This is a genomic window from Massilia sp. Se16.2.3 (assembly GCF_014171595.1).
GTDB lineage: Bacteria > Pseudomonadota > Gammaproteobacteria > Burkholderiales > Burkholderiaceae_D > Telluria.
Genome location: NZ_CP050451.1, coordinates 1,797,703 through 1,818,443, shown reverse-complemented (window position 1 = coordinate 1,818,443; position 20,741 = coordinate 1,797,703). Strand labels below are relative to the sequence as shown.

Annotated in this window: 18 protein-coding genes and 3 pseudogenes; 9 read left to right on the top strand and 12 right to left on the bottom strand. The window is 65.6% G+C overall.

Translation table 11 applies throughout. From position 1 onward, the window contains the following. Positions 1-284: 284 nt before the first annotated feature. Positions 285-797, bottom strand: coding sequence for a hypothetical protein (locus G4G31_RS08395; RefSeq protein WP_182991032.1), 513 nt, complete (start codon positions 795-797; stop codon positions 285-287). Positions 798-1,083: 286 nt separating this feature from the next. Here G4G31_RS08395 and G4G31_RS08390 point away from each other — a divergent pair, with 286 nt between their 5' ends. Then, a complete protein-coding gene (locus G4G31_RS08390; RefSeq protein WP_182991031.1) occupies positions 1,084-1,674 on the top strand; it encodes a C39 family peptidase in 591 nt (196 codons plus the stop codon). A gap of 500 nt (positions 1,675-2,174) precedes the next feature. Here G4G31_RS08390 and dxs read toward each other — a convergent pair. The 3 genes and pseudogenes from dxs to G4G31_RS08375 form a co-directional block, all read right to left on the bottom strand. Continuing rightward, positions 2,175-4,052: pseudogene (dxs, locus tag G4G31_RS08385) on the bottom strand (1-deoxy-D-xylulose-5-phosphate synthase). Beyond that, a pseudogene (locus G4G31_RS08380) lies at positions 4,053-4,945 on the bottom strand (polyprenyl synthetase family protein). It abuts the pseudogene before it with no gap. Then, positions 4,942-5,202 carry an exodeoxyribonuclease VII small subunit gene (locus tag G4G31_RS08375; protein ID WP_182991030.1) on the bottom strand — a complete coding sequence of 87 codons (261 nt, stop codon included), beginning with the start codon at positions 5,200-5,202 and terminating at the stop codon, positions 4,942-4,944. Before G4G31_RS08375 ends, G4G31_RS08380 begins: the two are co-directional and overlap by 4 nt. A 458-nt stretch (positions 5,203-5,660) precedes the next feature. On the opposite strand from G4G31_RS08375, the gene G4G31_RS08370 reads away from it, so the two are divergent. The 4 genes from G4G31_RS08370 to G4G31_RS08355 are packed head-to-tail and all read left to right on the top strand — an operon-like array spanning position 5,661 to position 9,481. Then, positions 5,661-6,761, top strand: a complete 1,101-nt coding sequence (locus G4G31_RS08370) for an aromatic ring-hydroxylating dioxygenase subunit alpha (RefSeq protein WP_182991029.1) — start codon at positions 5,661-5,663, stop codon at positions 6,759-6,761. A gap of 9 nt (positions 6,762-6,770) precedes the next feature. Further along, a complete protein-coding gene (locus G4G31_RS08365) occupies positions 6,771-7,682 on the top strand; it encodes a DMT family transporter (protein ID WP_229425580.1) in 912 nt (303 codons plus the stop codon). Next, a complete protein-coding gene (locus G4G31_RS08360) occupies positions 7,682-8,617 on the top strand; it encodes a DMT family transporter (RefSeq protein WP_182991027.1) in 936 nt (311 codons plus the stop codon). The genes G4G31_RS08365 and G4G31_RS08360 overlap by 1 nt, the downstream gene beginning before the upstream one ends. 6 nt (positions 8,618-8,623) lie before the next feature. After that, complete coding sequence (locus G4G31_RS08355; protein WP_182991026.1) at positions 8,624-9,481, top strand: sulfurtransferase; 858 nt, start codon at positions 8,624-8,626, stop codon at positions 9,479-9,481. A 194-nt stretch (positions 9,482-9,675) separates the two neighbouring features. Here G4G31_RS08355 and G4G31_RS28975 read toward each other — a convergent pair. From G4G31_RS28975 to G4G31_RS08340, 3 genes and pseudogenes are all read right to left on the bottom strand, one after another. Continuing rightward, positions 9,676-10,198: pseudogene (locus G4G31_RS28975) on the bottom strand (putative glycolipid-binding domain-containing protein). Positions 10,199-10,265: 67 nt separating this feature from the next. After that, on the bottom strand, positions 10,266-11,000 hold the full coding sequence (locus tag G4G31_RS08345) for a ZIP family metal transporter (protein WP_182991718.1): 735 nt from the start codon (positions 10,998-11,000) through the stop codon (positions 10,266-10,268). Positions 11,001-11,161: 161 nt separating this feature from the next. Beyond that, on the bottom strand, positions 11,162-12,046 hold the full coding sequence (locus tag G4G31_RS08340; protein ID WP_182991025.1) for a dienelactone hydrolase family protein: 885 nt from the start codon (positions 12,044-12,046) through the stop codon (positions 11,162-11,164). Between the two features lie 250 nt (positions 12,047-12,296). On the opposite strand from G4G31_RS08340, the gene G4G31_RS08335 reads away from it, so the two are divergent. Continuing rightward, positions 12,297-12,932: a hypothetical protein gene (locus tag G4G31_RS08335; protein WP_182991024.1), complete on the top strand. Its 636-nt coding sequence runs from the start codon at positions 12,297-12,299 to the stop codon at positions 12,930-12,932. Positions 12,933-13,027: 95 nt separating this feature from the next. On the opposite strand, the gene G4G31_RS08330 is transcribed toward G4G31_RS08335, so the two are convergent. After that, a complete protein-coding gene (locus G4G31_RS08330) occupies positions 13,028-14,233 on the bottom strand; it encodes a DUF4382 domain-containing protein (RefSeq protein WP_374011283.1) in 1,206 nt (401 codons plus the stop codon). Between the two features lie 445 nt (positions 14,234-14,678). Here G4G31_RS08330 and G4G31_RS08325 point away from each other — a divergent pair, with 445 nt between their 5' ends. Next, positions 14,679-15,686 (top strand): AraC family transcriptional regulator, encoded by a 1,008-nt coding sequence (locus G4G31_RS08325; RefSeq protein ID WP_182991023.1) that lies wholly within the window; start codon positions 14,679-14,681, stop codon positions 15,684-15,686. Positions 15,687-15,702: 16 nt separating this feature from the next. Here the strand turns inward: G4G31_RS08325 and G4G31_RS08320 are convergent, their stop codons facing one another. The 4 genes from G4G31_RS08320 to G4G31_RS08305 all read right to left on the bottom strand — a co-directional run bounded on the left by G4G31_RS08320 (position 15,703) and on the right by G4G31_RS08305 (position 19,361). Next, positions 15,703-16,410 carry a lipase secretion chaperone gene (locus G4G31_RS08320; protein WP_182991022.1) on the bottom strand — a complete coding sequence of 236 codons (708 nt, stop codon included), beginning with the start codon at positions 16,408-16,410 and terminating at the stop codon, positions 15,703-15,705. Between the two features lie 55 nt (positions 16,411-16,465). Then, positions 16,466-17,299, bottom strand: a complete 834-nt coding sequence (locus G4G31_RS08315; protein ID WP_182991021.1) for a dienelactone hydrolase family protein — start codon at positions 17,297-17,299, stop codon at positions 16,466-16,468. Positions 17,300-17,532: 233 nt separating this feature from the next. Further along, on the bottom strand, positions 17,533-18,156 hold the full coding sequence (locus tag G4G31_RS08310; RefSeq protein WP_182991020.1) for a GIN domain-containing protein: 624 nt from the start codon (positions 18,154-18,156) through the stop codon (positions 17,533-17,535). Between the two features lie 116 nt (positions 18,157-18,272). Beyond that, complete coding sequence (locus tag G4G31_RS08305; protein ID WP_182991019.1) at positions 18,273-19,361, bottom strand: tartrate dehydrogenase; 1,089 nt, start codon at positions 19,359-19,361, stop codon at positions 18,273-18,275. A gap of 180 nt (positions 19,362-19,541) precedes the next feature. Here G4G31_RS08305 and G4G31_RS08300 point away from each other — a divergent pair, with 180 nt between their 5' ends. After that, on the top strand, positions 19,542-20,435 hold the full coding sequence (locus tag G4G31_RS08300; RefSeq protein ID WP_182991018.1) for an SPFH domain-containing protein: 894 nt from the start codon (positions 19,542-19,544) through the stop codon (positions 20,433-20,435). A 21-nt stretch (positions 20,436-20,456) separates the two neighbouring features. Continuing rightward, a complete protein-coding gene (locus G4G31_RS08295; RefSeq protein ID WP_182991017.1) occupies positions 20,457-20,645 on the top strand; it encodes a hypothetical protein in 189 nt (62 codons plus the stop codon). Positions 20,646-20,741: the final 96 nt, after the last annotated feature.

Below are 20,741 nucleotides of genomic sequence, written 5' to 3'. Positions count from 1 at the left end.
ACCGTTCCGGACCTTCCAGGGCGCGACTTTGCCGGACCCCGGGTCCTGCGGCACTCCCTGTCGTCACCACGCGCTCCATTTGTTTCGCCTGCTTCGGGCAGGACCGGCCATACCCGCCGCATCCGTATAGCCGCCGCCTCGCTCCTTGCATCATCGCTCACCGCCGGTCCGGTGCCCCGCGCCGTGGCCAGCACCCGATGTCCTGCACGCAGCCCGCGTGCATGTTTGTCGCAGCACCTCCGCGCCCGTCCGGACAGGCGGGTTTCGCTTCAACATTTGAGGAGTCAGCATCCATGCAACACCCACATCGGCAGCACCTGACCTATCGACACGCGCTCGGCGCCCCGGCACTCGGCGTGAGTCTCGCCTTCGGCAGCGCGCAGGCCGGCCCGCAAGCGGCCGACCACACGGCGGCGCAGCAGGCCAGCGCCAGCAACGGCGCCGCCCTGGCCGCCGCGCAGCGCGACCTGAGCACCTTCATCAACCAGCTGCTGCAGCAGCGCGCCGGCAGCCCGCTGGCCGACTTCCCGCTCGACGTCAAGGATGTCAGCGAACTGAAGGACGCCCGCATCGGCTACGGCTTCCCGGTCTACACGATCGATCCGGACAAGATCCTGGGCGCGAAGGGCAAGATGAAGGACATGGCGCGCCATGCGAACCAGTGGCGTTTCGTCGTCATGGCAGGCGAGCGTCCGGTCGGCATGGCCACCGTCGAGCGCCAGAACGGCCGCTTCGAAACCGTCGCCTATGGCGCCGCCGTGCTGTCGAAGGACCTCGACAGGCTCGTTGCCCAGCACGGCAATGCGGACCGCTCGAACCTGCGCCTGGTGCGCATCTACCAGGCGCGCTCGGACCTGCTGGAAGTGAGCGGCGTCGGCGGCAGCGCCCGTTTCGCCCCGCTGCTGTCGGCGCGCACCTCGCTGTCGATGGCGAAGGGGACGGTGAATGACGCCAAAGCGGTCGCGCCCCCTGCTCGACGATGCCGAGATCCTGCCGGCGCTGCGCGTGGCGGTGAAGGGCAACCTGGACCAGCACCGCTAAGACGATCCCCACAACTACAACATGCAGCTTACGGAGACCCCTATGAAGAAGAATGTCACTCAACTCGTGCTCGGCCTGGCGCTTGCCGCCGCCCTGCCCGCCGCGTTCGCGCAAGCGCGCGCGCTGAACGTTCCGCTGACGACCCAGGAACACAGCCAGTGGTGCTGGTCCGCCACCAGCAAGGCCATCCTCGCCGTCTACCAGCGCACGCCCAGCCAGTGCCAGATCGTGAACTGGGCCTTTGGCCTGAACTACGCCTGCGGGAATGGCACCTTCAACTGGAACAGCTACGCCAACCAGCCCAACAGCATGTATGGCACGGCGGGCAGCGTCCAGAACATCCTCAATGCCTGGGGCGTGCCGAATACGGCCTACAACTCGGCTTCGTCGTGGAGCAGCGTGGTGTGGGACATCAACGCGAATCGCCCCTTCGTGATCCGCTATGGCTGGACCAACGGCGGTGGACACATCATGGCCGGCCGCGGCTACCAGAGCTACAACGGCGTGAACTACATCTACATGATGGATCCATGGCCGGGCGAGGGGCTGACCTACCGTACCTACAATTCGGCGGTGGCGGCATCGGATCACCGCTGGACGCATACGCAGCGCATGAACGTCAGCGCGTTTTGATTGGTTGTCTCGGAGCCTTGCGTTCATGCGTGTCGTGGACGGTGGGCTCGGGGCGCCCACCCTACGGAGTCTGACCTACCGCATCGACAATTCGGCGGTGTCGGCGTACGTCCATTGGTGGACGCATACGCAGCGGATGAACGTCAGTCAGCAGGGTGGGCGCCCTGTGCCCACGCGGTAGGCACGATAATGGACGCCGCAGTCCCGCGTGGGCTCGGGCGCTCACCCCACGGGTCTGGAGAGCCCACGCTACGCCCCAGGCAACATACCCGTAGGGTGGACGGCTCTACCGGGACGGCCGTGTTCATGCGACGCCGATGCCGTCCACGCGTTCAAGCAGCGGCCGATACGCCGCGACGATGCGTATACAGGTTGAACGCGTGGACGGCAGCAAGGCCGCGGGTGTACCAGCCGTCGGGTATAGCCGTCCACCCTACGGTCGACGAAGCGGGAAAAAAAAGCGGCGCCTCGGCGCCGCTTCTTCGTTTCATCCAATTGAATCAGGTGTTGTTCACCACCAGCCGCGGCTCGCCCGCCGCGCCGAAGCGGGTGCGGATCGAGGCGGCGATGCCTTTCGCGTCCAGGCCGACGGAGGCCAGCAGCGCGGCCGGGTCGCCCCGGTCGATGAATTTATCGGGCAGGCCGAGGATCAGCAGGGGGCTTGACGATGCCGGCGGCGGCCATCGCTTCGGCCACGGCGCTGCCGGCGCCGCCCATGGTCGCGCCCTCTTCCACCGTCACCGGTGGTAGTCGTGGCTGGCGGCCAGCTGCTCCACCAGCGCGGCGTCGAGCGGCTTCACGAAACGCATGTTGGCGACCGTCGCGTTCAGGTCAGCTGCCGCGCCCATGCTCGGCGCCACCATCGAACCGAAGGCGAGGATGGCGATCTTCTCGCCCTGGCGCTTGATGTCGCCCTTGCCGATGGCGATCGAGGTCAGCTCCTCCTGCAACGGCGCACCGATACCGGCGCCGCGCGGGTAGCGCACCGCGGCCGGGCCCGGATAGTGGTAAGCCGTCGTCAGCATCTGGCGGCATTCGTTTTCATCCGACGGCGCCATGACCACCATGTTCGGGATGCAGCGCAGGTAAGGCAGGTCGTAGTTGCCCGCGTGGGTGGCGCCGTCGGCGCCGACCAGGCCCGCGCGGTCCAATGCGAAGGTCACGTCCAGGTTCTGCAGCGCCACGTCGTGGATCAGCTGGTCGTAGGCGCGCTGCAGGAAAGTCGAATAGATCGCCACCACGGGCTTCAGGCCTTCGGTCGCCAGGCCCGCGCCGAAGGTCACCGAGTGCTGCTCGGCGATGCCGACGTCGAAATAGCGCTCCGGGTACTGCTGGTGGAAGCGCACCATGCCCGAGCCCTCGCGCATCGCCGGCGTGATGCCGACCAGGCGCGAATCGACGGCTGCCATGTCGCACAGCCAGTTGCCGAAGACTTCGGTATAGGTCATCTTGGCGGGCGCCGTGGCCGGCTTGATGCCCTCGGTCGGATTGAATTTACCCGTGCCGTGGTACAGGATCGGCTCGGCCTCGGCCAGCTTGTAGCCCTGGCCCTTCTTCGTCACAACGTGGAGGAACTGCGGCCCCTTGAGCTTCTTGATGTTTTCCAGCGTCGGGATCAGCGAGTCGAGGTCGTGGCCGTCGATCGGGCCGATGTAGTTGAAGCCGAATTCCTCGAACATCGTGGCTGGCACCACCATGCCCTTGGCGTGTTCCTCCAGCTTGCGCGCGAGGCCCAGCACGGGGCCCGGCAGCACGGTCTTGCCCACGCTCTTGGCGGCGGCGTAGAACTGGCCGGACATCAGGCGCGCCAGGTAGCGGTTCAGCGCGCCGACCGGCGGCGAGATCGACATGTCGTTGTCGTTCAGGACCACCAGCAGGTTGCAGTCTTCCTCGACGCCGGCATTGTTCAGGGCCTCGAAAGCCATGCCCGCGGTCATCGAGCCGTCGCCGATGACGGCAATCGCGTGGCGGTGTTCGCCCTTGATCTTCGCGGCCGCAGCCATGCCCAGCGCTGCCGAAATCGACGTCGACGAGTGCGCGGTGCCGAAGGTGTCGTATTCGCTTTCGTCGCGCTTCGGGAAGCCCGACAGGCCATTGAGCTGGCGCAGCGTGTCCATGCGGCCGCGGCGGCCGGTGAGGATCTTGTGCGAATAGGTCTGGTGGCCGACGTCCCAGACGATGCGGTCGTGCGGCGTCTCGAAGACATAATGCAGCGCGATGGTCAGTTCGACCGTGCCCAGGTTCGAGGACAGGTGGCCCCCCGTCTTCGCGACCGACTCGAGCAGGAACTGGCGCAGCTCGTTCGCCAGGGGCGTGAGCTGGGTGCGCGGCAGTTGGCGCAGGTCCGAGGGGTCGTTGATGGTTTCTAACAGGTTCATTTATGCCTTCCGCTGCACGATCAGATCCGCGAGTTCGCGCAGCCGCAGTGCTGGTTCTCCAAATGGCGCCAGCGCATCGATCGCCTCGCGCCGCAATTGCTCCGCCAATGCCTTCGACTGGTCCAGGCCCAGGATCGAGACATAGGTCGGCTTGTTGTCGGCCGCATCCTTGCCCGCCGTCTTGCCGAGCGTGGCCGAATCGGCCGTCGCGTCGAGCACGTCGTCGACGACCTGGAAGGCCAGCCCGACCGCTTTCGAGTAGGCACCCAGGGCTTCGAGCTCCGTCTGGTTCAGGTCCTTGCCGCACAGCGCGCCCAGCAGCACCGAGGCGCGCAGCAGCGCACCGGTTTTCAGCTGGTGCATGCGTTCGAGCTGGTCCTGGTCGAGCGCAAGGCCGACACTGTCGAGATCGATGGCCTGGCCGCCGCACATGCCGCTTGACCCCGCCGCTTCGGCCAGCAGGCGCAGCATGGCGACCAGCCGTGCCGGGGCAGCGTATCGGCGCCTGCCAGTACGCCGAAGGCCTGGGCCTGCAGGGCATCGCCGACCAGCAGCGCCGTCGCTTCGTCATAGGCCACATGCACCGTGGGTTTGCCGCGGCGCAGGTCGTCGTCGTCCATGCAGGGCATGTCGTCGTGCACCAGCGAATAGGCGTGGATCATTTCCGGGGCGCAGGCGGCGCGCGCCAGTGCCGCCGGGTCGGCGCCGAACAGGGCGCCGCTGGCGTACACCAGCAAGGGACGCACGCGCTTGCCGCCACCGAGCACCGTGTAGCGCATGGCTTCGTGCAGCTTGGTCGGCACGCTCGTGGCCGCGGGCAGGAAGCGCGACAGCGCCTCCTCGACCTCGGCCTGGACGCCGCCCATCCAGCTGGAAAAGGACAGCGCGCTCATTGACTACCCTCGCCGACGCCGTCGGCACTGAAGGGTTTCAACATGTCGCCTTCGAGGACTTTCACCTGCGACTCGACCTTGTCGAGCTGCCCCGCGCAATACTTCACCAGCTCGGAGCCGCGCGCATAGGCGGCTACCGAGGCTTCCAGCGGCAGCTGGCCGCCTTCCATCTGGGTGACGAGCTGGGCCAGCTCGGCCATTGCTTCCTCGAACGAGGCCGGAGCCGTCGTCGCTCCCGCGTTTGCATTGATTGCCATAGTGTCTTCTTGTTGGGCCAGCGATCCCGTCATGCGCATCGGGTGCGCCGCGCGGGACTTGAATCGCGTATTTTAAAACAATACACACCCTTGGGGTGGTCTTGCGCGATTGCCGAGCTCAGTCTAGAAGGGTTCGTCGGAAGCGCCAGCCCCCGCAACTTCATGAAAACCATGCCCTTCTGGCACTTTCTGCGCCATTCCGCCCCGCAGTCCCGCGACGGCCCGCACCCCTGAACGCCAACCGGCGCGAGCAGCACGCGATCGCCATGCCCCCTTCACCGCGCCAATTCGGCGGACGGGACAACAATCCAACGCGCAACAGCTTATCCATCCCGGTTGAGCTCGTAACACGCTATAATCTCCGGTTCTGTCCGAATTACCGTATTTCCTCAGCGAAAAATACTGGTCTTTGGATTCTTTCTTCTCTTTGGCACGCTGCTTCTATAAGGGGGGTTGGGATGTCCGATCTGGCTACCCACGCCAAGCTGGCGCGCTCGTGCGCGCAGCTTCCGGTAAATGTTTATTTTGACGACGCACTGTTGCAGCGGGAAATCCAGCAACTGTTCCAGAAGGGCCCGCGCTACGTCGGTCACGAACTGATGGTGCCGGAAACGGGCGACTTCGCGACCCTGCCTTCCGAAAACGAAGGCCGCATGCTCGTGCGCAATGCCAACGGCATCGAGGTGCTGTCCAACGTCTGCCGCCATCGCCAGGCGCTGATGTTCAATGGCCGCGGCAACGCGAAGAACATCGTCTGCCCGCTGCACCGCTGGACTTACGACCTCAAGGGAGAGCTGATCGGCGCGCCGCACTTCGCGGAAACGCCCTGCCTCAACCTGGCGAAATCGCCGCTGCAAAGCTGGAACGGCCTGCTGTTCGAGCAGAACGGCTACGACGTCATGCAGCAGCTGAAGGCGATGTCGGTCTCGAAGGACCTCGACTTCTCCGGCTACCTGTTCGACCACGTCGAGATCCACGAGGTCGACTACAACTGGAAGACCTTCATCGAGGTCTATCTCGAGGATTACCACGTCGAGCCCTTCCATCCGGGCCTGGGCAACTTCGTCTCCTGCGAAGACCTGAAATGGGAATTCGGCCGCGACTTCAGCGTGCAGACCGTGGGCGTGAACCGCGGCCTGCAGAAGGCCGGCTCGCCGACGTATAAAAAGTGGCAGGAGCAGGTACTGAAGTTCAATGGCGGCAAGGAACCGAAGCAAGGCGCCATCTGGCTGACCCTGTACCCGAACATCATGGTCGAGTGGTATCCGAACGTGCTGGTCGTGTCCACCCTGTGGCCGCTGGGTCCGCAAAAGACGCGCAACGTGGTCGAGTTCTACTACCCCGAAGAGATCGCGCTGTTCGAGCGCGAACTGGTCGAGGCCGAACGCGCCGCCTACATGGAGACCTGCGTCGAGGACGACGAGATCGCCCAGCGCATGGACGCCGGCCGCAAGATCCTGGTCGAGCGCGGCGTCAACGAAGTGGGACCCTACCAGTCGCCGATGGAAGACGGCATGCAGCACTTCCACGAGTGGTACCGTAGCAAGATCGCGCTGTAAGCCGTGTGGATGCTCTTCGCCAGCTTCGCCTTTGCCCTGATGGGCACCTGCGTGAAGCTGGCGTCGACCCGGTACTCGATCGCCGAGATCGTGCTGGTGCGCGGCCTCGTCGGGGTCGCGCTGCTCTTTTTCCTGGCCCGTATCAAGGGCCGATCCCTCGCCACCCCTGAACCGCTGGCCCACCTGTGGCGCGGCCTGCTGGGCGTGGCCTCGCTCTGGCTCTGGTTCGCGGCGATCGCCCGCCTGCCGCTGGCGACGGCCGTCACCCTGAACTACCTGTCGCCGATCTGGACCGCCGTGGCCCTGATCGTTGCCGCCCTCTGGCGCGGCGAGCGGCGCTTCCCGTGGGCGCTGCTGGCTGCCATCCTGGCCAGCTTTGGCGGCGTGGTGCTGGTGCTCCGTCCCGCCTTCGCCGCCAACCAGTGGCTGGGCGGACTGATGGCGCTCGCTTCCGGCGCGCTGGCGGCGCTGGCCTACCTGATGGTGCGGCGCCTGAGCCGCAAGGGCGAGCCCGAATACCGGGTCGTGTTCTATTTTTCGCTGCTCAATGTCGTCGCCGGCCTGGCGGGCACGCTCGCCTTTCCCTCCTCCGGCTCGCATGCGCCCGACTGGCGGGGCGCGCTGCTGCTGCTTGGCGTGGGCCTGACCGGTACCGCCGGCCAGCTGGCCCCTGACCCGCGCCTACCGCCTGGGCCGCACCCCGGTGGTGGCCAACCTGCAGTACAGCGGCATCGTCTTTTCCAGCCTGCTGGGCGGCTGGATCTGGGGCGACGCTTTCCACTGGACGGTCTGGGCCGGCATCGCCGTCATCCTCGCCTCCTGCATTGCGGCCAGCGTGATCGGGCGCCGCACTGTGGCGCCAGGCGCGCCGGCGCAAGCTGCTGTATCGTCTACCCTGGTTTCATCATCGTAGGAAAGTAATGCCCTCACTGTGGATGTTGTTCGCCAGCTTCGCCTTTGCCGCCATGGGCGCAGGCGTGAAGCTCGCTTCCGAGTTCTATACCACCTCCGAACTCCTGTTCTACCGCGGCATCATCGGCTCGCTCGTGCTGCTGGCCATCGTGCGCCACCAGGGCGGGAGCTTCCGCACCCCCTTCCCGAAAGCCCACCTCTGGCGCAGCCTGGTCGGCGTGACTTCGCTCTGGCTGTGGTTCTTCGCGATCGGCAAACTGCCGCTGGCCACGGCCATGACGCTGAACTACATGGCGCCGATCTGGATCGCGGCCGGGATGTTCCTGGCCGGCTGGTGGTCGCGCGCGGCAACCGGCGCCAATACTGTCGAGTGGCCGCTCGTCGTGGCGGTCGGCGCCAGCTTCGTTGGGGTGATCCTGGTGCTGCAGCCGGCCATCGAAACCCAGCAGTGGCTGGGCGGCCTGGCCGGTGTGTGCTCGTCGGTGATCTCGGCGATGGCCTACATGCAGGTGCGCAAACTGGGGCAGATGGGCGAACCCGAATACCGCGTCGTGTTCTATTTTTCGCTGACGACGGCCATTGCCGGCCTGGTAGGCGTAGTGAGCGGCGACGGCAAACCGGTCGGCCTTCCCTTCCACGAGCACACCCAGGGCGGCGCCCTGCTGCTGCTCGGGATCGGCGTGGCCGCGCTGATGGCGCAGATGGCGATGACGCGCGCCTACCGTGTCGGCAAGGTGCTGGTGGTGGCGAACCTGCAGTACACCGGCGTCGTGTTTTCCAGCCTGTGGGGCCTGGCCCTGTGGGGCGACCGCTTCGACTGGCACGTCTGGCTGGGCATCACCGTGATCCTTGCCTCGGGCATCGCCGCCACGTTCTACAATACGCGCAGGACGGCGCGCGGCGCCGTCCTGGAAAAGACCGATCCGATCGCAAGCGAACTGTGAGGCCACATGTACACCACTCTGATCTCCGCTTCAGACCTGGCACAGCACATCGACGACCCGGACTGGGTCCTGGTGGACTGCCGCCATGACCTCGTCAACCTGACCGCCGGCCGCGCCGCCTATGCCGCCGGCCACCTGCCCCATGCCCTGTTCGCCGACATGGAGACGGAACTGGCCGGCCCCAAGCGCGGCGAGGACGGCGTCTTCCGCGGACGCCACCCGCTGCCTGACAAGGACGCTTTCGTGTCGACGCTGCGCCGCTGGGGCGTGGGCGACACGACGCAGGTCGTCGCCTACGACGCCCACGGCGGCATGTACGCGGCGCGCCTGTGGTGGCTGCTGCGCTGGATCGGCCACGAGGCCTCGGCCGTGCTCGATGGCGGCCTGCCGGCCTGGCAGGCGCTGGGACACCCGCTGTCGAACGATCCGCCCGAACCGCGCGCCGCCGGCGGCATCGCGGCGCGCGCGCCCTTCGTACCGACGGTGACGGTGGCCGAGGTGCTGGAGAACATCGAGAGCGCGAAACGCACCGTGATCGACGCCCGCGCGGCCGACCGTTTTCGCGGCGAGAACGAGACCATCGATCCGGTCGGCGGGCATATCCCGGGCGCGCGTAACCGCTTCTTCAAGGACAACCTGCAGGGCGACGGCCGTTTCAAGGCACCAGAGCAGCTGCGCGAGGAGTTCGGTGCCGTGATCAGCGACCCGAAGGACGCGATCATGCAGTGCGGGTCGGGGGTGACGGCTTGCCACAATCTGCTGGCGCTGGAAGTGGCGGGGATGCCGGGAGCGGCCCTGTATCCGGGGTCGTGGAGCGAGTGGTGCAGCGATCCGGGGCGGCCGGTAGCGACCGGGGATCGATGATTTTCATCGGTTTCGACTGATCGAATGCCGTACCGCGTGGGCTCGAGAGCCCACCCTACGGGCGGTGGTATGCGCACCTCACGTATGGAGTTCGGCGATAGGCAGGGTGGGCTCTTGAGCCCACGCGGTCGTACGGTCGCATGCCGCACTGCCACGCGGAGCCATACCAACGGCAATGCCTTGGCATGTGGACGTCACCCGGTGCGCCGGAACAATCCAGGGTAATCAAGCACAAACCCGTCCCCGTCGACCGTCAGGTCGGCCTGGAAACCCGTTCCGACGCTCTCGAAGCGCACCCGCGCGTCGTCCAGGCGGGTGTAGGCCTGGCGGGCCTTTTCCACCCGCAGCTCCGGTATCCAGACCCAGGCGACGTCGATCGGCTGCCGTTCGGTCAGCGCGGCGCCGAGGCGGCGGATCGGCAAGGTATTGGTAAAGCAGCTGGCGGTCAGGTCGATGTCGATGCAACCGTCCAGCGCCGCCGGTCGCGCCATCCTGGCCGCGCCAGTGGCCGGCACCGTCGGCAAACAGCGCCAGGCGCGCGCCGCCGGCGACCTCGATGACGGCATGGCGCACCCGCCATTCGCCATCGCATTCGATGGCATAGCGTGCGCCAAAATTGGCGCCGCCCTCGCTGCCGATCACCACGCCCTGGGCGGTGATCGTGTCGCCATCGCGGCGCACGACGAGGTGCTCCAGTCCAGTACCCGATTCGGGCATCCAGCGATAGCTGTGCATGGCACGCTCCTCTCGTCGGCACGACCGGAGCAGCGTGGAACGACAGCCCTTAGTGCCCGGTCAGGAACAGCACGATGATAACGCCAAGTCCGATCAGCAGCACCTGCGGAATCGACTCCTTCACCGTCGCCCTCCTCTGCATCTGCGGCATCAGGTCGCTCACGGCGATGTAGATGAAGCCCGACGAGGCGAATACCAGCACGTAGGGAATCAGGCCGCTGGCGCGGTCGAGGGTGTAGTAGCCGAGCAGGCCGCCGGCCACCGCCAGCAGGCTGCACAGCAGGTTGAAGACATACGCCCGCATGCGCGAGAAGCCGGCATTGAGCAGCACGATGAAGTCGCCGATCTCGGTCGGGATTTCGTGGGCGACGATGGCCAGCGCGGTGACGATGCCCAGTTCCGGGTTGGCGAGGAAGGCCGCTGCGATCAGGATGCCGTCCGTGAAGTTGTGCATGCCGTCGCCGATCAGGATCATCCAGCCCGACTTGCCCGCTTCCCGCGCATCGTGGCCGTGGGCGTGGTGGTGGCCATCGCCCTCGTGGTGGTGCGAATGGCGCAGCAGCGCCAGCTTCTCCAGCATGAAGAAGACCAGCAGCCCGGCCAGCAGCGTCGCGAACAGCTTGTGCGGGCTGGCGCCGGACTCGAAGGCCTCGGGCAAGGCATGCAGCAGGGAGGTCGACAGCATGATCCCGACGGACAGGCTCACCAGCCGCTCCACCATTTTGGAGAGCAGCGTGAAACTGAAGACAGCCGCGGCCGAGATGCTGACGACGCCGGCGATCAGGGTCGCCAGCAGGATGGAAATGAGAATCGGGTCGATTTGGAAACCTCTAACTTTGCAAACCCCGGCAAACCTGCTGCGCGTCGGTTTTCCGGGGATCGCCGGATCGTGCGTCGTGTGGCAAACCGGGCATTGTACCGCTCCAGGCCGCTACGCGGGCTCGATTACACGACGCCGTGCCCCTTGAACCAGTCCAGCGCACGCCGCCAGCCATCCTTCGCGTCTGCCTCGACGAAGCTCGGACGGTAGTCGGCATGGAACGCGTGTCCGGCATCCGGGTAGACCACGAACTCGGACTTGCTGTTGCCCTTGGCCAGTGCCGCCTTCATGCGCTCGACCGATTCCAGTGGAATGCCGGTGTCCCTGGCGCCGTACAGGCCCAGCACCGGCACCTTCAGGTTCTGCGCGATGTCGATCGGGTGTTTCGGCGAGTTGGCCGTGGCCTCGCCTACCAGGCGGCCGTACCAGGCCACGCCCGCCTTGACCTTCGGGTTATGGCTTGCATACAGCCAGGTGATGCGTCCGCCCCAGCAAAAGCCGGTGATGCCGAGCTTCTCGGTATTGCCGCCGCGCTGCCTTGCCCAGGTAACGACGGTGTCGAGGTCCGACATCACCTGCGCGTCCGGCGTCTGCGACACGATGTTCTTCATCAGGTCGGCGATGTTCGGCACCTTGCCGGCGTCCCCCGCGCGCACGAACAGGTCGGGTGCGACGGCCATGTAGCCCTGCCTGGCGAAGCGGCGCGCAACGTCCTTGATGTGCTCGTGCACGCCGAAGATCTCGGAAATGACGAGGATGACCGGCGGGTTCTCCTTGCCCTCGGGCTGGGCGCGGTAGACGGGGACGTCCTGGCCGTTGATGACGATGATGTGGTCCGCGGCGGACAGGCCGGCGGTATCGGTCTTGACCAGGGTTTGCGCTTCCACCGGCAGCACCGCGGCGGCAAAACCGGTGCCGACGGCGGCTTTCAGGAACACGCGGCGGTCGACGCCGTCTTCGAAACTGCTGGCGGCGAGCAGGCTGTCGCCATCCTGTACGAGATCCTTCATTGCATCCCTCCAGTCCAAGGTTGTAAGGCTGACTATCTTAACAGCGAGGCAGCGATCGTGCGTCCGCAAGGCTGGCCTGGCCCGGCAGCAGATTTGCCTCGGCGCTCTGCAAGTTGCACTGTCGACATTCTTTACAACTGGCAGTTGTCATAAACAGTTGACAAACAAGACAGCCCGGCAATCCAGGGTGTACGGACAGGTGGCGCGGGAATTGCTAGAACGATTCCTGTCCACAACGGGAGTCCATACCATGAACATCAAATCCTTGCTGGCCGCTGCCAGCCTCAGCCTTTTCTGCGCAAGCAGCCACGCCGGCGTCATCTACGAATGGCAGCCGACCAACGAAGAAACGCCGCGCGGCATCACGCTGCAGCTCGAATTCGACGAAGCCACGGTCAATAGCGGCGCCTTCAGCTTCAACCTGGCCGACTACCTTGGCGCGCACAAGCGCCCGCGGCAGGGCCTGCTCAGCCTGACGTACAGCTTCGATGCCGAGAACGGCGACGGCCTGATGTCCTACTCGTCCAGGACCGGCTTCGACAGCGGGTACGGACCCGACGCGCTGCTGGAACTGGACCTGCGCTTCGGAAGCGATGGCCTGCTGTCCGGCTACATCTACGCGAACGACACCGAACACCATGTCGGCCTCGATTCGAGCGGCAGCCTGTTCACGGTCTTCACCGCCAACAGCGACGCCGGCATGGGCGGCGCCGGCTGCGGCTGGACCACCGACGTCGAGTGCGGCGGCGCCTCGGGCTACCTGCGCCAGACCGGGATCACGCCCACGGTCCCGGCAGGCGAAGTCCCGGAACCGGCCCTCGCTGGCCCCCTGCTCGGCCTGGGCGTGCTGGCCGCCGCTGCCACGCGGCGCCGCAAGCAACGCTGAGCCACCGCTCGACCGCTGGGAACGCAAACGACAGCGCCCCGGCTGCCTGCAATGGCAGCCGGGGCGCTGTTTTATTACCGACCTGATTTACGGGGTCAGCGTGAAGTTGACGCCAGTCGCGTTGGCGGTAGCGATGCTGACGGCGTCGACCGACTTGGCCGTGTAGCCGGTCGCCGATGCGTCCACGCGGTAGGTACCGGCGGTGACGTTCGCAGCCGGTTCGAAAGCCAGCGGCAGCGTGGCGCGCTGTAGGCCGCGTACCGGGGAGCGGCGACCGGCAGGTTGGCGATGGTGTAGGCACCGGTCGCCAGGTCCGCGCCCCGGTACTTGATGGTCACCGGGGTACCGGTGCCGAAGCTCTGCTTGGCCGCCACATACGCGGCTTCAGTGCTGCTCGGCGGCGTCATGGTGACGGTGCCGCCGATGCTGCCCATGGTGCTGGTCGCCAGCGTGATGGGCGCGGCCGCGGTGCTCAGGTTGGTCTTGCCGGTGGTCGAGGCAACCGGCACGGCGCCCACCACGGCTGCGGCGCTGTTGTCGGCGGTGATGACGACATCGTAGTTGCCCGGCGCCAGGCGCGAGAGCAGGAATTCGCCCGTGGTCGCGTTCGGCGTGGTCGCGCTGACGATGCTGCCGTTCTGCTGGGCCGATACCGTCACGTTTTGCGCCAGCAGCGCCGGGCTGACAAAGCCGCCGATGCCGTTGACCAGGGCCGGCAGCATCTTGATGACCGGCTTGAGTGCGTAGGTGCCCTTGCCGCCACGGGTAACGACCGATTTGCAGGCGTCGAAGTCGATCACGACGTCCGCGGTCTGGCCGGCTTCCACGTTGAAGGCGCCCACCAGTTTGATGCCGCTTTGCAGCGCACTCGGGGTCTCGAGCGGCTTTTCGCCGGTGCCGCCGGTCGGCACGACCGTGTTGGCATTCGCCGCCGTATCGAGCACCAGGCGCAGCTGGTTGTATTGGCCGGCCTCGAGGGTGGTCTGGCCCAGGTTCTCGAGCACGCCGTTGGTCAGGTTCAGCAGGTTGATCTTCTTCGGCGTCGCCAGGGCGATCTCGGTCCAGCCGGCATCAAGTTCGCCGGCGGTGGCGCTCTTGTTGACGCGTACCTTGCTGACGCTGACATTGACTGCGTCGAAGCCGCAAGCCGGGGCGTCGGTCAGGCCGACCTTGAGCGTGCCCATGGTCGACACCGGAGTTGGCGTCGTGCTACCGCTGTCGCCACCGCCGCCGCAGGCGCTCAGGGTTGCCGCAGCGATCGCGCCGAGGAGGAGAGTAGAACGGAGTGGGGTAATACGCACGGGATACCTTTCAAAATGTTTCGCCTGTCACGGCGTCGAAAAGATCCTAACATTCCGCATGGCAACTTATAAGTTAAGCAGCGTACATTGAAACGTTTCATTACAACTGAAACGGTTTACTGTTGCCTTTGCGCAACTTCACGAATGACTGCCCAGCAGGAGTACGAATATGCGGGGCGCATCGATTTCGGCCGAACAGATCGTGTGCATGGTTTTTTTACAAACGACCGTCCTTTTTTCAGTCCCGATGCGCTATATTTTCGAGCCGCAACCGCTGTGTCAGGCACGCTCGCCCGCCTGACGTCTCCGGTGCCCGAAGGTTCCAGCAAGATCCTCGCGAGCCTGTCGCTAACGAGTTCTTAACCGACCCGCCTAGGGTGCGTGACCGCCCCACCGGACCATTCCGGCGGACGCGATGACGATCAGATTGGACGAATGAACGGACATGAGCAATCGCACCACGTCCGCAGCCTGGGTCAAAGGCATCTGCGGATTGTTCGAGCACGAAGGACTCGATGTGCAGGACTTGTTCGGCGAGGCCGGGATGTGCCTGGCGGACCTGGACAATCCCGACATGCGCTGCCCAACCGAAAAGGTGAGCCGTTTGTGGAACCTGGCGGTGCAGCGTTCCCGCAATTGCATGATCGCCTTGTCCAGGCCCCCGTCCTCTTCGCTCGCCAACTTCGATGTCATTGGCTATGCCATGATGTCCTGCCCCAACCTGCTGGCCAGCCTCGAATGCCTGGTGCGTTACCTGCGCGTCGTCAGCGAAGCGGCGACGCTGGTGCTGCGCGAGGAAGGAGACGCGGTGTCGATCGAGATGACACTGTGCGGCGGCGGCGACAGCGTGCCGCGGCAGCGCTACGAATTCGATACGCTGACCTTGCTGTCTTTCCTGCGCTGGATTTCGCAACGGGATATCCTGCCCCGCTTTGTCGAGTTCGACTACCCGCCACCGGCGCACCCGCGGCGTTACGAGGAAGCCTTCCAGAGCCCCGTGCGCTTCGATGCCGCCGCCAACCGGCTGGTCTTGTCCGCCGCCGACCTGCGCCTGCCGCTGCCGACGCATAACCCGGCACTGGAAAAGTTCCATGCCCAGTTCGCCGGCCAGCGCCTGATTCGCCTGGACAACCGGCGCATCAGCCGCAAGGTGAGCGACCTGATCGCCGGCAAGCTGCTCGGCTGCGAACCCCGGCGCGAAGACATTGCCAGGCTGCTGTGCCTGGGCGACCGCACCTTGCGCCGCCGCCTGGAGGACGAGGGCACGTCCTTCAAGAAGATACTCGACGAGACCCGGCGCGAACTGGCCCGGCAATATTTTGCGCAGCGCCGCTATTCGGTCGGGGAAATCGCCTACATGCTGGGGTTCGCCGACCAGGGCACGCTGTTCCGTGCCTGCCGGCGCTGGTTCGACGTTTCGCCCAAGCAGTACCAGGCCCGCTACGAGGCCTGAGCCCGGAGGTCCGCCCTCAGCGCGGCGGAGGAGCCGGTGGACTCTGCATGCGCAAGAGCTCCTGCGCCCGCTCCGCCTTCTGCTGCTGCGTCAGGTTCGGATCGTCCTGCGCCGCCATCAGCGCGATCAGCCGGCGCGCCGTTGCCTCCTCCGCGCCGAACATGGCCTGGGCCGCGTCCGCTCCCAGGTAGGACACGCGCAGCGCATGCAGTTGGTCGAGCAGCTTGAGCCCGGCCTGCTCGGTTTCCGGCGCGTTATCGGGCGGGATGGTATGGGCGAGTGCTTTGCTGTATTGCTCGAACTGGCCCAGCAGTACTTTCAGCTCGCCGGCGGCCTGCGGGGGCAAGCCTTGCACGATGCGCTCCAGGTTCGCCTGCCTCCTCTTCGGATCCAGTTCGAGCAGGAATTTCTCGAGATTGGCATGGGTATCGGCGTCAAACACCAGCCTGCCCTGCCTGTCGGCGGCGAACCGGGGCGGCGACATCGTGCTCAGCGGCGACTCCATGGCTGGCTGGCCTCCGGGAAGATCGGGCCACGAGGCTGCCGGGGCCGGCAAGGCCTGGCCGTACATGGTGCCGTCGACCGGCACCTGGCCTTTGCCGGCCACGCTTGCCACGGCAGGCGCGGCCGGCTTGTCGGCGACAAAAGTCGCCAGCAGGAAGACCAGCCCCAGGCAAGCCGCCACGCCCAGCGCGGCAGCGACCCACTTCTTCGACTTCGTCATGTTCGCTCCAGTATGACAGCTTGCCTTGGGATTGACAGCGCCGCGTGCCGCCGGCTCAGAACGGCCCGGTCGAGCGGAAGGTCGTGAAGCGCGTATCGCCCTTCAGGAACTGGGCATAGCGCGTATCGCCGTCGAGGAAGCGCTTCATCCAAGCGACCTGGGTATAGCTTGCCGGCTGGCTGGCCGTTTTCGGGAAGTTGTGGTCGGCGCCCGTGATCACGCCCAGCAGCTTCTTCGTCGTGGCCGGGGTGGCGTTGTAGAACACGCTGGCGTGGCTGCCGGCCGGGGCGACGGTATCGGCGGTGCCGGCCAGGTAGGCCATCGGCACGGCCGAGCGGCTCACGTTGTTGGACTGGCTCCAGGGAGCAAACGCGACACCTCCCTTCAGGCCCGGCGTCATGCCCGCCGCCAGCATGGCGCCGCCGCCGCCCATCGACCAGCCCGCAACGCCTTGCCGGGTCGTGTCCATCTTGCCCGCGACCGGACCGGTCGCCAGCGCCGTGACGGTGCGCAGCGCGGCCAGCAGCTGGTTGGCGCGGCTGGACGGGAAATCGTACACGCTGGTGGTATTGATCGTCACGACGACGAAGCCATGGGTTGCCAGGCGCCGGCTGATGGCGGCGATCGAGGACTGGGTGGCGGTAAAGCCCGGGCAGACCGCAACGACCGCGTACTTGCCGGCGGTATTCGGCGAATACACGGTGCCCCCGCCGAAGCCGCTGCCGCTCACGGTCTGGGTGGAGACGGCATAGGGCCCGTCGGCCTGGATGCTCGCCAGGCTGGGGGCTGGACCGTTTTCGACGGCAAGTACCTGGTTTGATACGGCAAGGCCGGCACATGCCAGCAGCAAGGCGGCACAGCATGAACGCGTTTTGTTTAGTCGTTGCATTGAAGTCTCCTGGATTGGCTTGGAATGGATCGCCCGGCCGACCGGCCCCTGGATCCTGCTACGTAAAGAAACGGCCAGCTGCCAGGCGTGACGCGACTGCGTAGCGCTTTCGGCTGTGCCGCCTTTACGTAAAATATTGTCAATCAGGGAGAGGTGCGCGGTAGTGGCGCGCGTGGACAAATTAGTGGCCTTGGGCGTCCAATCGTCCTTGCCGCGGACGTCTTCGAACGCCCTCAGTCGCCGGCATCGACGCTGCCAATGCCCTGCACAGAATTGTTGATGTTGCGCGGCTTGCCGTAGTAGGTGAGCGTGCCCATGCCTTGCACGACGGTGTCGAGCCTGTCCTTCGCGTGGACCTTGACGTCGCCGATGCCCTGGAAGCGGACGTCGGCCTCGTTCGCGACCAGGGCCTTGGCATCGACCTCGCCCACGCCCTCGGCCCGCATCTTCAGCGACTTGACCTGGCCATTGATCACCAGGCGCCCGGCGCCGCGGTAGCTCAGGTCGAAACGCTCGCCGCGTATGTTGTTGAGCAGGGTTTCGCCCGCGCCTTCGGCCTTGAAGGCGCGCAGCGCCGGCACCGTGACGAGCACGCGCTGCTCGCCCTTGCCGGCGGAGAGGTTCTTGTCGCGCATGCCCAGGCGCAGCTCGCCATTCACGACTTCGCTGGTGAGACCACTGACGAAACGGTCGTTGCCGCGCACCAATATCGTCTGCGCCTTGCCGGCATCCACGGTGACGCTGATCGGCCCCTGCACGCTGATCGAGGTGAAGGGCGCGGCTGCACGCACCTGCTCGGCGGCGCAGGCGGCAGCGCAGGAAAGGGACAAGGCAAGGACGAGGGCAAGGCGGCGCATGATGAATTCCCGGTAGTGTTGGACAATGAAATCATTGTAGGCAGGCGCTTCATGGCGCCGCCGCCTTTTGCGACGAACTGCACGATTCGCCGGACCAGCGGAGGCGGCCTGCACCTTCAGCTCGCCGCCACCAGGTAGGCGGCAATCGCCTCGCCCACCTCCGTCGTGCTGGCATTGCCGCCCATGTCGGGCGTGCGCGGCCCGCCGGTCAGGCAGCGTTCCATCGCCCGCAGGATGGCGTCGTGCGCCTGCGTGTACCGTTCGTCGCCCTGCCCCAGGAACTCGAACATCATCGCGCCCGACCAGATCATGGCGATCGGGTTGGCGATGTTCCTGCCGTAGATGTCGGGCGCGGACCCGTGGACCGGTTCGAACAGCGAGGGGAAGCGGCGCTCGGGGTTCAGGTTGGCCGAAGGCGCGATGCCGATCGTGCCGGCGCAGGCCGGGCCCAGGTCGGACAGGATGTCGCCGAACAGGTTCGAGGCCACCACCACGTCGAAGCGCTCGGGAGACAGTACGAAGCGCGCGGCCAGGATGTCGACGTGGTACTTGTCCCATTCGACGTCGGGGTACTGCTCGCCCATGGCGGCCACGCGCTCGTCCCAGTAGGGCATCGAAATGGCGATGCCGTTCGACTTGGTCGCCGCGGTCAGGTGCCTTTTCGGACGGCGCCGCGCCAGCTCGAAGGCATACTTCAGGATGCGGTCGACGCCATGGCGGGTGAACACCGCTTCCTGCAGCACCAGCTCGCGCTCGGTGCCTTCGAACATGCGTCCGCCGACCGACGAGTATTCGCCCTCGGTGTTTTCGCGCACCACATAAAAGTCGATGTCGCCCGGCTGCTTGTTGGCCAGCGGGCATGGCACGCCGGGCATCAGGCGCACAGGGCGCAGGTTGACGTACTGGTCGAACTCGCGCCGGAATTTCAGCAGCGAGCCCCATAGCGAGATGTGGTCCGGCACCGTATCCGGCCAGCCGACGGCGCCGAAGAAGATCGCCTCGAAGCCGGATAGCTGCTCCTTCCAGTCGTCCGGCATCATCTTGCCGTGGCGCGCATAGTAGTCGCAATCGGCCCAGGCGAAGGTGGTCAATTCCAGCCCGATACCGAAGCGGGCCGCTGCCGCGCGCAATGCACGCAGGCCTTCGGGCATGACTTCCTTGCCGATGCCGTCGCCGGCGATCACGGCGATCTTGTGGGTTTTCATGGTTGCTCTTCCTGACACGCATGCAAAGAATCAGCATAAACGAATCCAGGAGCGCGCATCATCCGCTCCTGGATTGCGACGGCGGCCAGGCAGTGACAGCCGTTGAAGTTTCCTGCTTGACACATCGCCCCGATGATCTTAAAGTGATATCACTTTAATATACATAGGGAGTCCACCACCATGACCACGCATGTCAGGCAGGAAGTGCACGTTTCGTCCGTGAATGGCTATCTGGCCCTGGCCGGTGGCCTGCTCGCCATCGCAGCCGGATTCTCGCTCAATGTCCTGGTAGTAAAGCAGGCCCTCCCTTTCATGGCCTCCATTGCTGGTATCGTGCTGATTGCAGCCGGTATTTTTGCGTGCACGGGCCTGTACATGCTGCAGCCGAACGAAACGGCCGTGCTGACCCTGTTCGGCCGCTACATCGGCACCGACCGCAGCGAAGGCCTGCGCTGGGCGTTTCCCTTCTATCGCAAACACAAACTCACCGTACGGGCACGCAACCTGAACATGCCGATGCAGAAAGTGAACGACAAGCGTGGTAATCCGGTCGAAATCGCCGCCGCCGTCGTCTGGCGCGTGCGCGATACCGCCCAGGCCATGTTCGAGGTCGACGATTTCGAGCGTTATGTGGCTGTCCAGGCGGAAGCGGCCCTGCGTCACCTGGCGGCGCAATACGCTTACGACGAAGGCGAGGATTTGAAGGACGACGAAATGACCCTGCGCGGCGGTGCCGCCGAAGTGGCGCACGCCCTGATGAACGAATTGACGGCGCGCTTCGAAGCGGCCGGCGTGGAAACGGTCGACGCCAAGCTGACCCACCTGGCCTACGCACCGGAAATCGCCCAGGTCATGCTGCGCCGCCAGCAGGCGCAGGCCATCATCAGCGCCCGCGCCCGCATCGTCCACGGCGCCGTCGCGATGGTCGAAGACGCCTTGAAAAGGCTGGCCGAGCGCGACATCGTCGAGCTCGACGCCGAGCGCAAGGCGGCAATGGTCAGCAACCTGCTGGTCGTGCTGTGCTCCGACCAGAACGCACAGCCCATCATCAATACGGGCACGCTGTACAACTGACGCCCCCGAACCGAGAACCTGATGGCAAGTCCCGGCAAGAAGGCCTTCCCGCTGCGCATCGATCCCAACCTGTGGGAGCAACTGCAGCGCCTGGCCGCGAACGACCTGCGCAGCGTGAACGCGGAAATCGAGTTCCTGCTGCGCGAAGCCCTGGCACGGCGCGGCATCCGCATTGCGCCTACCCAGCCTGGGGAAGAGGGCGAAGCATGAAGGCGGCGCCGTGACGGTAAACTTTACAGTCGCGGCCTGTCCAAGCACGAAACCGGAAGCAAGTGCCTGATCTATAACAAATCTTTATTATTGGCA